Below are 12,993 nucleotides of genomic sequence, written 5' to 3' on the forward strand. Positions count from 1 at the left end.
ACCCCACTCTAGTGGGTGCCCGCGCCCCGCCCCGGCATCAGCGGACCGTGATCCCCAGGTGCCGTGCGAGCAGGGGAGCGAGAACCTGCAGCTGGGCCTCGTGGACGACGCTCCCCCGCAGGGACTCCAGGCCGTCCAGCTGGTGGAACTCCAGGCCGCGCAGGTCCACTGCCTGCAGCTGCGCCGATCGGACGTCGAGGGACTGCGCGCTGCACTCGCGGAAGGCCACACGCTGCGCCCGGGCGCTGACCAGGTCCACGTCCCGGAACGTGCACCGTTCGAAGACGACGTCCTGGAGGGAGGCGTCGCGCAGGTTGAGGAAGTCGATCCGGCACCCGACCACCAGCACGGAGGACCAGGTGCTGCCGTGCAGCACGGCCGCGCCCGCACGGCTGTCGTGCAGCGTGACCGTGGACCAGGAGGAGTCCGGGGCGTCCAGGGTGGGGGCATGGGCGACCTGCACCGCGGTGTCGCGCAGCCGTGCGCCCTGCAGCACCGTGCCGTCCAGGTCCGCGCCGCGCACGTCGCAGTCCAGCAGCGTGAGGCCGTGCAGGTCCAGCCCGGCCCATGCGGCGTCGTCGACCGTGAGGCCCTCCAGCGCGTCCTCCGCGCGGACGTCCCCGGAGAAGACCTCCACCGCGCGGGGCCGGCACGGTGCGAGCCGGGGCTCCGCGGCGTCGTCACCCGGTGACGTGCGGGGTGGGCGGTGTGACGGACGGCGGGCCGCAGGGTTCATGGGGCCACTGTACGCACGGGACGAGCGGGCCCACCCGGAGGTGGACCCGCTCGAAGCGGTGGGGGAGGCGCACTCAGCCGATGGTCACCGCACCCACCACCACGGCCACGACCAGCATGACGAGCGAGACCACCAGGGCGCGCCACAGCACCTTCTTGTGGTGGTCGCCCAGCTGCACCCCGGCGAGGGACACGAGCAGCAGGATGGCCGGCACCAGCGGGGACTGCATGTGCACCGGCTGGCCCGTGATGGACGCGCGGGCCATGTCCACCGCGGGGATCCCGTAGTGCGCGCCGGTCTCGGTGAGCACCGGCAGGATGCCGAAGTAGAAGGCGTCGTTGCTCATGAAGAACGTGGCCGGGATGCTGATCAGCCCGGTCAGCACCGCCATGTACGGGCCCATCGAGGAGGGGATGACCTCCACGAGCCACTTGGACATGGCCTCCACCATGCCCGTGCCGGAGAGAATGCCGGTGAGCACGGCCGCGGCCATCACCATGGACACCACCGCGATCACGGAGGAGGAGTGGGACGCGAGCATCTTGCCCTGGTCCGACATCTTGGGGAAGTTCACCACCAGGGCGATCGCGCTGGCCACCATGAACAGGTACGGCAGGGGCACCACGTCCGCCACGAGCAGCACCATCACGGCCACGGTCATGGCCAGGTTGAACCAGAACAGGCGGGGGCGCAGGGACTCGCGGTTGGGGTCCAGGGCGGTGTCGGTGAGGCCCTCGCCGGTCAGCAGCGGGGTGTTCGAGCGGGACGTGCCCGTGCCGGGGGCACCGACGCCCACGGCCGCGCCGCGGCCCCAGCGGGCGGGATCGGCAGTGGCCAGGCGGCGTCGTTCGGAGCGGCCCAGCAGCACGGCGAAGACGAAGATGACCACCAGGCCCGCGGCCAGGGAGGGCAGCATGGGCAGGAAGATGTCCGTGGCCTCCACGTGCAGCGCGGCGGCGGCGCGGGCGGTGGGTCCGCCCCACGGGACGATGTTCAGGGCACCGTTGGTCAGACCGGCGATGCACGTGAGCACCACGGGGCTCAGGCCCAGGCGCTGGTACACGGGCAGCATGGCCGCGGTGACCACGATGTACGTGGTGGAGCCGTCCCCGTCCAGGGAGACCAGGGCGGTGAGGATCATGGTGCCCACCACCACCTTGGCGGGATCGTGGCCGGTGGCGCGCACGATGAGGTTCACGAGCTTGTCGAACAGGCCCACGTCGATCATCAGGCCGAAGTAGATGATCGCGAACATCAGCAGCGCGGCGGTGGAGGACATGTCCTTGACGGAGTCCATGACCATGTCCCCGATGCCCAGCCCGGCGCCCGCGAAGAGGCCGAACACGGTGGGCACGATGATGAGGGCGAGCAGCGGTGTGAGCCGCTTGGTCATGATGAGGCCCATGAACGTGGCGATCATCAGGAACCCGAGTACGACCAGCATGAGTCTCTCCTGGGGTCTGTGGGTGGGATGGGTGCACGGCGAACGTGCGGCTGATCACACCGTACGAGTGAGAGCCCGGTCACGTCCCCGTTGTGCTCATTGCCGGGGGTTGTGCTCATTGACACGTTTGTGCTCATTCTGCTCAGTGGTGTGGCGCACCCTAGGATGAGCGCATGAGCACGGCGCGCACCCCTGCGGGGACGTTCACCACCCGCATGATGGTGGTGCTGCTCGGCATCGTGGCCGGGATCGTGGTGCTGTGCCTCGCGGCGGTGCTCGTGCTCACGGTCGAGCGCGTGTACGACCAGTCGGAGCAGGAGGCCCTGGGCATCGGACGCACCCTCGCCGCGGACCCGGTGCTCGTGAGCGCGGTGGCGCGCGAGTCCGGCGCCCAGCACCTGGACGCCGGGACCCTCGTGAAGGGGTCGGTGCAGCAGCGCGGGGAGGCGGTCCGTCAGGGCACCGGTGCACTGTTCGTGGTGGTCACCAACGACCAGGGCATCAGGATGTCCCACCCCAACCCCGGCTCCCTCGGGCAGCCGGTCAGCACCGCCCCGGACGCCCTCGGCGGGCGCGAGTCCGTGTCCCGCGACGCCGGGACCCTGGGGGAGTCCGTGCGGGCGAAGGTCCCCGTGCGCCAGGGCGAGCGCGTGGTCGGCGAGGTCAGCGTGGGCGTGCCCGTGGCCACCGTCACCGGGCAGCTGCAGCAGGCGGTCGTGTCCATCCTCATCATCGCGGCACTGGCCATGGCGCTCGCCGCGGGGGCCGCGGCCCTGCTGGTCCGGTGGCTGCGCCGCACCACCCTGGGGCTGGAGCCCGAGGAGATGGCGCAGCTGGTGCGGGACCAGGAGGCCGTGCTCTACGGCGTGGAGGACGGGGTGATCGGCATCGGCCCGGACGGGCGGATCAGCATCCGCAACAAGGCCGCCCGGGTGCTGCTCGAGCTGCCGCGGCGCACTGAGGCCGCGGACGTCGTCGGCCGCCCGTACACCGAGGTGGGCTTCGACCCCGCCCTGACGGACGCGATCACCCGCCAGCGCAGCGGGGGTGCGCCGGAGGAGTCCGTGGTGCGCTTGGACACCTCCCACCGCACGATCCGCGCGCAGGTGCAGAGCGTGCACCGGGACGGCGTGGACCTGGGGCAGGTGGTCATGCTGCGGGACCTCACGGCCCTGGAGGACCTGCGCAGCCGGCTCAGCGCCATGCAGGCCATCACCGATGCCCTGCGCGCCCAGCGCCACGAGTTCGCCAACCGGCTGCACACCTTCTCCGGGCTGCTGGGCAACGGAGAGCACGAGCACGCCCGGCAGTACGTCGCGGAGATCATGGCCTCGGGGCCCGTGCGGGACCCGGTGGAGAACGTCACCGCGGTCGAGGAGCCGTTCCTGCGCGCGTTCATCGGCGCCAAGGGCGTGCAGGCCCACGAGCGCGGTGTGCAGCTGCGGGTGGGTCTGGAGACGGCGCTGGAGGGCCAGCTCGTGGAGGCGCAGGACGTCACCGCGATCCTCGGCAACCTCGTGGACAACGCGGTGGCCGCGGTCATCGACTCCGCCCCCGCCCGGCGGGACGAGCGGTGGGTGGAGGTGGACCTGCTCAGCGAGGGCTCCACGCTGCACCTCGCCGTGGCGGACTCCGGCGCCGGGGTGGCCCCCGGCCTGGACATCTTCGCCTCCGGCGTGAGCACCCGCGCGGGCGCCGAGTCCGGGGTGCACGGCCACGGCGTGGGGCTCAGCCTGTCCCGCAGGCTCGCCCGCACCATGGGCGGGGACGTGTGGCTCGCGGACCCCGGCGGCGCGGAGGACGGGCTCGGGGCGGTCTTCGCGGCACGCCTGCCCGGGGTCCTCATCACCGCTGACACCGCACCCCACTTCCCGGAGGAGAGCCCGTGAGCGACCTCAGAGTCCTGATCATCGACGACGACTTCCACGTGGCTGCCCTCCACGTGGGCTACGTGAACGCCGTGCCCGGCTTCGAGGCGCTGCCCCCGGTGCACGACCTGCGCGCGGTGGCGGCCGCCGTCGAGGAGCACCGCCCGGACCTCATGCTCGTGGACGTCTACTTCCCCCAGGGCTCCGGGCTGGACGTGCTGCGCGCCGTGGACGTGGATGCCTTCGTGCTCTCGGCCGCTTCGGAGCGCGCGACCGTGGCGGCGGCGTTCCGGCGCGGGGCGCTCGCGTACCTGCTCAAGCCCTTCGAGCCCGAGGTGCTCAAGGCCAAGCTGCGGGCCTACGCGCGCTACCGGCGCCAGCTGGACGCCCCCGGGCCCCTGAGCCAGTCCGCGATCGACCGCGCCCGGCGTGCCATGACGGGTTCCGACGACGCCCCGGCGGGCACCGCGGCCTCGGCCACCGAGTCCGCGGTGGCGGATGCCGTTGCGGACGGCGGCGAGGTCACCGTGATGGACGTGGCCCGCGCGGTGGGGATCTCCCGGGCCACCGCCCAGCGCTACCTCTCCCAGATGGTGCAGCGGGGCGCGGTGCAGCTCGAGCTGCGCTACGGCAGCCGGGGCCGCCCGGAGCACCGCTACGTGGCGCGGGACTGAGCCCGGCCGGGACTCACACGTCCACCTCGAGAAGTCCGGCCACCTCCCGGCACGGGAGCTCCGGCAGGTTCTTGGCGGGGTCGGGCGGTGCGGTGCGTCCCAGGTCCAGGGCCAGTCGCGAGCCCTGGAACGCCCCCGCGAGGTCGAAGACCCAGTAGTGGTTGGGACACTCCAACACATCCGCCCCGTGCTCCGCGGCCCGGCACACCGTGGCGCCCTGGTGCGGGCACTCGTTGCGCAGGGCCCGCAGGGTCCCGGCGGCGTCCCGGGTGAGCACCAGGGCGGTGTCCCCGACCCGCACCGGGACCGCGCTGGACGGTGCCGCGAGTGCGCGGGTCACCGCGGCGGCGTCGGGAACCTGCTGCCAGCTCACGCGGCGGCCTCCAGGATGCGGTCCGTGGCGGCGACCAGACGCTGCCGCAGCTGCGTGCCGCGCGCGGCGAACGCGCGCTGGCGCCGCACGTACTCGGCCTTGCCCTCGGGCGTCTCGATCCGCACGGGCTCGTAGCCCCGGTCCGCGAGGTCGTACGGGGAGGCCTCCATGTCCGTGACGCGCACGTCCCACGCGAGCTCGAAGCAGTCCGCGAGCAGCTCCGAGTCCACCGCGGGCAGCAGCTTGTACGCCCACTTGTAGAGGTCCATGCTCGCGTGCAGGCACCCGGGCTGCTCCATGGTGCGCTGGGTCTCGCGCGTGGGCCGCAGCTCGTTGCGCTCCACGGCCTGCGGCTGGAAGAAGCGGTACGCGTCGAAGTGCGAGCAGCGGATCCGGTGGCTCTGCACCACGGCGTCCGTGCCGCTCGCGCCCAGGCGCAGCGCCGCGTTCTCGTGGCGCACGCCGTTCTCCTCCGCGCGGTAGGCCATGGCCCACTCGTGCAGCCCGAAGCAGTCGAACGTGCCGGGCTTCGCCGCGGTGTTCGCCAGGATCTCGCGCGTGAACCTCACGGCCGTCTCCCGCTTGGCGAGGAACGCGCGCGCATCCACGACGACGCCGCTCGCGCCCTCCCGCACGCCCGGCGCCGTGGGCTCTGCGGCGGTCGCGGGGCGGTAGAACTTCCAGTCCGCACGCTCGGGGGCGTCCAGCAGGACGACCCCGGGGCCCGGGTGCCAGCGGGTGAACTGCGCGGGGGAGAGCGTGTAGTAGGTGAAGAGGAAGTCCTCCACAGGGTGCTTCTCCCCGCGGGAACGGCGGTCCAGGAACGGTTCGGTCCAGCGGGAGACCCGGTGCCGGTGGGCCCGTTCCCTGCGGGTCCACTCCTCACGGGTGAGGACCTCAGGCACGGGTGCCGTCCTGCGCGTTCTCCTTCGAGGTGACGATCAACAGGTGCATCTCCTCGTTGAGCCGCTGCACCTGCTCCGCGGTGACCCGCAGCCGCTGCATCATCTCCTCCGGGACCTGCACGGCCCGCTCCCTCAGCGCCGCCCCCTCGGGTGTGACGGTCACGGCCAGGGCGCGCTCGTTGCCCGGGTCCCGCTCCCGGGTGATGAGCCCCCGGGCCTCCAGGCGCTTGAGCAGCGGGGAGAGAGTGGCCGAGTCCTGCATGAGGTCCTCGCCGAGGTCCTTGACCGTGCGCGGGTGGCGGTCCCACAGGGCCAGCATCACCAGGTACTGCGGATGGGTCAGCCCCAGCGGCTCCAGGACCGGGCGGTAGCTGTGCACCACCATGCGCGAGGCCACGGACAGGGAGAAGCACAACTGGTTGGACAGCGCCAGCGGGTCGTCGGCCGGGTCCTGGGGCGGGACGGTGCCCTGGGCTGGGGCGGCGTCCCGGTGGTCGGGGGAGGCCACGGGGTTGCGTGCCGCAGCGGACGGGGCCCCGTCCGCCGGGCCCGGCGCGGCTGCGGGGGCGTGTGCGGAACCCGCCGCGGCACAGGGACCGGGCGTCGCGGCGTCGTCGTTCCCGACGCCCAGGGGTGCGGTGTCGCGGGTCATGGGGTGCGCCGGGGTCAGCGCCCCGTGCCCCCGTAGACGGTGGCCTCTTCGCTGGAGTCCAGGCCGAAGGCGGTGTGGACGGCGCGCACCGCCTCGTCGAGCTTGTCCACCGAGGTGACGATGGAGATGCGGACCTCGGAGGTGGAGATCATGTCCACGTTGATGTTCGCGTCCGCCAGCGCCTGGAAGAACTGGAAGGCCACGCCCGTGTTCGTCTTCATGCCCGCGCCCACCAGTGACAGCTTGCCCACCTCGCTGTTGTAGTCCAGGCGGGTGTAGCCGATCTTCTCCTCGGCGGCGCGCAGCAGGTTCATGGCCAGGGCGCCCTGGGACTCGTCCAGCGTGAAGGACACGTCCGTGAGGGGGTGCTCGCCGGTGGAGACGTTCTGCACGATCATGTCCACGTACACCTCGGAGTCCGCGAGCAGGCGGAAGATCCGGGACGCGATGCCCGGGTGGTCCGGTGCGCCCACGATCGTGATCTTGGCCTGGCTGCGATCATGAGCGATACCGGCGATCAGCGGCTGTTCCAAGGGGATCTCCTTCTGGGGCGTGAGGATCTCGTCGGGGCTGGGGATCACCCAGGTGCCCTCGTTGTGGGTGAAGGACGAGCGGACGTGCAGCGGGACGTTGAAGCGGCGGGCGTACTCCACGCAGCGCAGGTGCAGGATCTTGGCGCCGTTCGCGGCCAGCTCCAGCATCTCCTCCGAGGAGACCCGGTCCAGCTTCCGGGCCGAGGGCACGATGCGCGGGTCCGCGGAGTACACGCCGTCCACATCCGAGTAGATCTCGCACACGTCCGCGTCCAGGGCCGCGGCCAGGGCCACGGCGGTGGTGTCCGAACCGCCGCGACCCAGCGTGGTGATGTCCTTGGACGAGCGGTTCATGCCCTGGAAGCCGGCGATGATGGCCACGTTGTCGTTGTCCAGGGCCTCCCGGACCCGCAGCGGGCTGACCTCCACGAGCTTGGCCGCCCCGTGGGCGCCGTCCGTGATCATCCCCGCCTGGGAGCCCGTGAAGGACTGCGCCGGGACGCCGAGGTCCGAGATGGCCATGGCCAGCAGCGCCATGGAGATCCGCTCGCCGGAGGTCAGCAGCATGTCCAGCTCGCGGGCCGGGGGCTTGCGGGCCACCTCGTTCGCGAGGTCCAGGAGGTCGTCGGTAGTGTCGCCCATGGCGGAGACCACCACGACCACCTGGTTGCCGGCGTTGCGGGTCTCGGCCACACGGCGGGCGACCCTGCGGACACCATCGGCATCGGCGACCGACGAGCCGCCGAACTTCTGGACAATGAGACTCATGCGTTCCTCTCGCGGGCGGTGGCCCGCACTGGGCGGGCGGACGGTCTCGGGGGTTCAGTGCCCCATGCTACTGGTTCGGGGGAACCGCCGGTCACGGGATCACGGGGCGGTGGCGGGTCCAGGGGCGCACTGCCCGGCGGGTCGGCCCGGTGCGCTACGTGGCCTCGGAGACCACCGTGCGGCCCTCGAACGCGCGGCCCAGCGTGACCTCGTCCGCGTACTCCAGGTCACCGCCCACCGGCAGCCCCGAGGCCAGCCGCGTGACCCGGATGCCGAGGGTCTTCAGCAGCCGGGACAGGTACGTGGCGGTGGCCTCGCCCTCGAGGTTGGGGTCCGTGGCCAGCACGATCTCCTGCACTGTCTCGTCCGACAGGCGGGTCATCAGCTCACGAATGCGCAGCTGGTCCGGGCCCACTCCCTGCAGCGGCGAGATGGCACCGCCCAGCACGTGGTAGAGCCCGCGGTAGCTGCGGGTGCGTTCGATGGCCATGACGTCCTTGGACTCCTCCACCACGCAGATCACGCTGCGGTCCCGGCGGGCGTCCCGGCAGATGGCGCACTCCTCCTGCTCGGTCACGTTGCCGCAGATCACGCAGAAGGACACGGAGGTCTTCACGGTGGAGATGGCGTCCACGAGCTGCTGGACCTCGTCCTTGTCCGCGTCCAGCAGGTGGAACGCGATGCGCTGCGCGGACTTGGGGCCCACACCGGGCAACCGCCCCAGCTCGTCGATGAGGTCTTGAACCGGTCCTTCGTACACCGTGCTCCTTCGTGGTGGTGGTCGTGATCGGGCGGTGCGCCGCAGGGCGGCCGCGGTGAGCGGCACCCGTGCGAGGTCACCGGCCGGTGTCGTGCGACCGTTCGTCGATCAGCATGCCACCCAGGATGCGCTCGATGGCGGCCTTCCCGTACAGGGCGGAGTCCTCGAGGGACTCGTCGTCGGCTCCGGGAACGAAGTTCTCCTCGTCCACGCCCGGGCTGCGGGTGCTCGGCGGGGCGATGCCCGGGGAACCGCTGGTGGCCGCGGCAATGGCAGCGGCGTGGCGCTCCCGCCAGCCGCGCCGCTGTCCTCCGGCGGGCGAGGGGGTGGCCCCGCCGTGTGCCGAGGGGCTCGCGGACTCCCGGCCGGACGCGGTGCGCTCCCCGGCGCCGCCCCCGCCCCCGGGGGTGCGGTGCGGATCCGGGCGGTCCCCGTCCCGCACGGGCCCCGAGCCGTCGCCCCGACCCTCGGGGCGGCGTCCACGCCGCGGGTACGACGACGCCGCGGGCCCCGGTTCGTCGTACATGTCCGCCGGGGGCTCGTCCTCCGGGGGAGGGGGCGGCTCCTCAGGGCTCCAGTACTCGGGGCCCCGGTCCGGTCGGGCGCCCGCACCACCCGGGGTGACGCCGCCCATGCCCTGGTCCCGGTGGTTCTGGTCCCCGGTGCTCTGGTTCTCGGTGCTCTGCTCCCCACGGTGTTGGCCCCCCCGGCCCTGGATCCCGCTGCTTGGGGCCCCACTGCCCGGGGTCCCGCCGCCCGGGTTCTGGGCTCCACCGGAGTGCGGACGGCTGCCGTCCGCGGGGGTGTTCTCACCGGGTGCCGGGGGAGATGCGTCGGGGCGCTCGGACGGCCCGCCCTGCACTGCGTCCTGCGGTGCCTGGTGCTCCGTGGGCGCCTGACTCGGGGACTCGGGACCCTGGGCGGAGCCGGGCGCGGTGGCCTGCCCCGACCCGGGCTCAGTGGCCTGCCCCGACCCGAGCGCGGTGTCGGACTCCGGCCCGCGCCCCGTGCTGAATCCCGAGCCGGGCCCCGTACCGGAGCGTGGTGCAGTGGTGCTGTCGGTTCCGGCGGCCTCCCCGGACGGCGCGGCAGCGGATTCCGAGGCACTGGCCCGCGCGCCCGTGGAGGTGCCGCTCTCTTCCGCAGAGTGCTCCCCGGTGCCGGACCGGTCACCACCCGTTCGGGTGCCGACCCCCGGCTGGGGAATGGGCGCCACGGACCACGAGGTGACGGGTTCGTCGTCGTCGCCGGACGGCTCTCGGTGAGTTTCCTGCGATGCGGAGCGGCCGCGCTCCTCCGACCGGCCCGCCCGCCGATCCTGCCCCCGGTCGCTCCGCGAGGGCCCCGAGGAGGCATCCCGCGCGGGGGCGGTCGACGCGTCCCTCGACGCGGGGGACGCGCTGTCCTGGCCACCCGAGGGGTTGCTGCGCCGTCGGTTCACGCCGAAGCCCTCCGGCTCCCGGAAGTAGTCCGGCTGCTCCTGGGATGAACCCGGGCCACCGGTGCTCCTGGGGGCCGGGCCGCGCCCACCGGAACCGCCGCCGCGCGGGTCTCCGCCCGAGCCCGGGGGTGGGCCTCCGGCGGGGCCGCCGTGCTGTCCTCGCGTGTCCCCCGGGCGCACGGCCTCCACCGCGCAGTCCAGCCCCACCACGTTCTGGATGGCGGTGCGGACGTCCCCCTCGAAGCGGGGGAAGTTCATGATGTCGCCGTCACCCTCGAAGGCAATGCGCAGCGTGGAGTTCTCGTAGGAGATGGGCGTGCCGCGCACCGTGATGGCCCACGCCACGCGGCGGATCTCCGCGAGGGCGGAGACGATCTCCGGCCACGAGGAGCGCAGCAGCTCCAGCTCGCCGCTGGTGACGTCGCTCGCCGCGGTGGTACCGGCCGCGGCACCGTCGTTCACACCGTCTCCCGCGCCCTCTCCAGCGCTTCCAGTGGAGGGCGACGGCGCGGCGGGGTCCCGGTCGTCCGACGGTGCGGTGTCCGGTTCGCCGCGGGCGCCGGAGGATGCCCCGGTCTCCTCGCCGGGGGTGGCGGCGCGGTCCTCTCCGGGGGCGGTGGCGTGGGACGGGGCGTCCGAACCCCGGGCGTCGTAATCGCGCCCACGAGAACACTGTCCGTCGGAGCGCGGCGCGGACTCCCGGCCGTCCGGTCTGTGCGCGTCCGCACCACCGCGCGTGTCATCCAAGCGCTGGACGCCGGAACGTGACTGCGCCCCGACGGTGTCCTGGGCGTCGTCGGGCCGGGAGGGCGTCGAAGACGCTGGCGACTTCGTCGGGTCGGCGGGTGCACCGGTGGCCGGGGAGCGCTCCTGCCCCGCGGCGTCGTGCTCGGTGGTGGTGCCGTCCGCGGGCGGGTGGTTGCCCTGGGGTCCGCGCTCACCCTGCGGAACGGGGTCACCCGCGGCGGGGTGGTCGCTGCCGCGGGGGTTCTCGGCCTCGTCCTCCGGGATGGACGGCTCGGCGATGTCCGGGGTGGTCAGGGCGGAACGGCCCGGCTGCGAGCCGTCCTGCCGGACGGGGCCGGACGGGGCAGGGTCCGCGGCCTCCCGTGCGGGTGCCGCGGAGGCGTCGGACGAAGGGGAGTCGGGCGCCACGGGCGCCATGGCGTCCGCACCGGGTGCGTGGGGCGCGGCCGGGTCGACCCCGTCCGCCGCGCCGGGCGCCGGAGGAATGGAGGGCCCACCGGGCCGGATGCCCGCGCCCCGGGGAATGCTCAGCCGGCGTTCCAGGCGGTCCACGCGGGAGGTGATGCCGCGGGTGGTGTCATCCGCGGAGGGCAGCAGGATGCGGGCGCACAGCAGCTCCAGGTGCAGCTGCGGGGAGGTGGCTCCCGTCATCTCGTTGAGCGCCTCGTTGGTGATGTCCGCGGAGCGGGAGAGCTCCGCGGCGCCCAGCTGGGTGGCCTGGTTGCGCAGCCGGTTGATCTGGTCCGTGGGCATCCCGTGCAGGATGTTGGCCGCGGAGTCCGGGACCGCGTTGACCACCACGAGGTCCCGGAAGCGCTCGAGGAGGTCCTCCACGAAACGGCGCGGGTCCTGACCGGTCTGGACCACGCGGTCCACGGAGGAGAACACGGTGGCGGCGTCCCCGGCGGCGAAGGCATCCACGACGTCGTCGAGCAGCGCGGCGTGGGTGTAGCCGAGCAGGGCGACGGCGAGGTCGTAGCTGATCCCGCGCTCGTCCGAGCCCGCCATGAGCTGGTCCAGCACCGAGAGCGAGTCGCGCACGGACCCGCCGCCGGCGCGGACCACCAGGGAGAGCACACCCGGCTCGGTGCTGACGCCCTCCTCCTGGCACAGCTGCTCCAGGTAGCGCATGAGCGGCTCGGGCGGCACCAGCCGGAAGGGGTAGTGGTGTGTGCGTGAGCGGATGGTGGTGAGCACCTTGGAGGGCTCGGTGGTGGCGAAGATGAACTTCACGTGCTCCGGAGGTTCCTCCACGATCTTCAGCAGGGCGTTGAAGCCCTCGCGCGTGACCATGTGGGCCTCGTCGATGATGAAGATCTTGTAGCGGTCCCGCACGGGCGCGAAGGTGGCGCGTTCGCGCAGGTCACGCGCGTGGTCCACGCCGCCGTGGGAGGCGGCGTCCATCTCGATGACGTCCAGGGAGCCGGCGCCGTCCCGGGCGAGGTCCCGGCAGGACTCGCAGCGCCCGCACGGCGTGGCGGTGGGCCCCTCGGCGCAGTTGAGGCAACGGGCCAGGATGCGCGCGGACGTGGTCTTGCCGCAGCCGCGGGGGCCCGAGAAGAGGTAGGCGTGGTTGACCCTGTTCTTGCGCAGCGCGGTCATCAGGGGCTCGGTCACGTGCTCCTGACCGATGACGTCCTCGAAGGTCTCCGGGCGGTAGCGGCGGTACAGGGCGGTAGTCACACAGAAGACTCTAGCGGGGGTCTCAGACGCCCTCAGCGGGCCCGCGAGCATGGGGAGCCAGGAACGTGAAGACCCCCCGTGCACCCGCCAGAGCCCATATACCCTTGCTGCCTTCCGGCCCTGGGGGAGTTTTACGAGATGGCGCCACACGAGGGGCTGGTCACTACTTTAGCCCAAGCGCGCGCGGAGTTCGAACCGGCCGCCACCGGTGGCCGCACCCTCCGCCCGGGTGAGGATTCGCGCGCTGGACGGGAGTTCCGCTATGCTGATTGCCGCACGTGCCCCGCGAGAGCGGAACGCGTGTTTGCCTGGAGGATTCGCCTAGCGGCCTATGGCGCACGCCTGGAACGCGTGTTGGGTTAACGCCCTCGGGGGTTCAAATCCCCCATCCTCCGCAGCACCGCGAAGC

The 12,993-nt window shown here is 72.8% G+C and carries 10 protein-coding genes, 1 tRNA gene and 1 other RNA gene; 3 read left to right on the forward strand and 9 right to left on the reverse strand.

All coding sequences use genetic code 11. The features are described 5' to 3' along the window. Window positions 1-37 precede the first annotated feature (37 nt). Together KRH_RS01315 and KRH_RS01320 are read right to left on the reverse strand one after the other, a co-directional pair. The gene (locus KRH_RS01315) at window positions 38-736 is read right to left on the reverse strand and encodes a pentapeptide repeat-containing protein (protein WP_012397348.1); all 699 of its coding nucleotides are present in this window, start codon (window positions 734-736) and stop codon (window positions 38-40) included. A 73-nt stretch (window positions 737-809) separates the two neighbouring features. Further along, window positions 810-2,180, reverse strand: coding sequence for a CitMHS family transporter (locus KRH_RS01320; RefSeq protein WP_012397349.1), 1,371 nt, complete (start codon window positions 2,178-2,180; stop codon window positions 810-812). 173 nt (window positions 2,181-2,353) lie between these two features. Here KRH_RS01320 and KRH_RS01325 point away from each other — a divergent pair, with 173 nt between their 5' ends. Both KRH_RS01325 and KRH_RS01330 read left to right on the forward strand, forming a co-directional pair. Next, window positions 2,354-4,069 (forward strand): sensor histidine kinase, encoded by a 1,716-nt coding sequence (locus tag KRH_RS01325; protein ID WP_012397350.1) that lies wholly within the window; start codon window positions 2,354-2,356, stop codon window positions 4,067-4,069. Then, on the forward strand, window positions 4,066-4,722 hold the full coding sequence (locus KRH_RS01330) for a response regulator (protein WP_012397351.1): 657 nt from the start codon (window positions 4,066-4,068) through the stop codon (window positions 4,720-4,722). The genes KRH_RS01325 and KRH_RS01330 overlap by 4 nt, the downstream gene beginning before the upstream one ends. A gap of 13 nt (window positions 4,723-4,735) precedes the next feature. Here KRH_RS01330 and KRH_RS01335 read toward each other — a convergent pair whose 3' ends face one another. The 7 genes from KRH_RS01335 to ffs form a co-directional block, all read right to left on the reverse strand. Next, complete coding sequence (locus tag KRH_RS01335; protein ID WP_012397352.1) at window positions 4,736-5,095, reverse strand: Rieske 2Fe-2S domain-containing protein; 360 nt, start codon at window positions 5,093-5,095, stop codon at window positions 4,736-4,738. After that, entirely contained in the window at window positions 5,092-6,000 is a 909-nt protein-coding gene (locus KRH_RS01340; RefSeq protein ID WP_012397353.1) for a hypothetical protein, read from the reverse strand. The genes KRH_RS01335 and KRH_RS01340 overlap by 4 nt, the downstream gene beginning before the upstream one ends. Beyond that, window positions 5,993-6,508 carry a MarR family winged helix-turn-helix transcriptional regulator gene (locus tag KRH_RS01345; protein ID WP_012397354.1) on the reverse strand — a complete coding sequence of 172 codons (516 nt, stop codon included), beginning with the start codon at window positions 6,506-6,508 and terminating at the stop codon, window positions 5,993-5,995. The genes KRH_RS01340 and KRH_RS01345 overlap by 8 nt, the downstream gene beginning before the upstream one ends. Window positions 6,509-6,666: 158 nt before the next feature. Then, window positions 6,667-7,953, reverse strand: a complete 1,287-nt coding sequence (locus tag KRH_RS01350; RefSeq protein WP_012397355.1) for an aspartate kinase — start codon at window positions 7,951-7,953, stop codon at window positions 6,667-6,669. A 154-nt stretch (window positions 7,954-8,107) separates the two neighbouring features. Beyond that, a complete protein-coding gene (gene recR / locus KRH_RS01355) occupies window positions 8,108-8,713 on the reverse strand; it encodes a recombination mediator RecR (protein WP_012397356.1) in 606 nt (201 codons plus the stop codon). 76 nt (window positions 8,714-8,789) lie between these two features. Further along, window positions 8,790-12,584, reverse strand: a complete 3,795-nt coding sequence (locus KRH_RS01360) for a DNA polymerase III subunit gamma and tau (RefSeq protein ID WP_012397357.1) — start codon at window positions 12,582-12,584, stop codon at window positions 8,790-8,792. A gap of 67 nt (window positions 12,585-12,651) precedes the next feature. After that, window positions 12,652-12,742, reverse strand: an RNA gene (ffs, locus tag KRH_RS11885) — signal recognition particle sRNA small type. 152 nt (window positions 12,743-12,894) lie between these two features. Here ffs and KRH_RS01365 point away from each other — a divergent pair. Beyond that, window positions 12,895-12,979 (forward strand) — tRNA-Ser (locus tag KRH_RS01365). The last annotated feature ends 14 nt before the right edge of the window (window positions 12,980-12,993 follow it).

Source organism: Kocuria rhizophila DC2201 (assembly GCF_000010285.1).
GTDB classification, from domain to species: domain Bacteria; phylum Actinomycetota; class Actinomycetes; order Actinomycetales; family Micrococcaceae; genus Kocuria; species Kocuria rhizophila_A.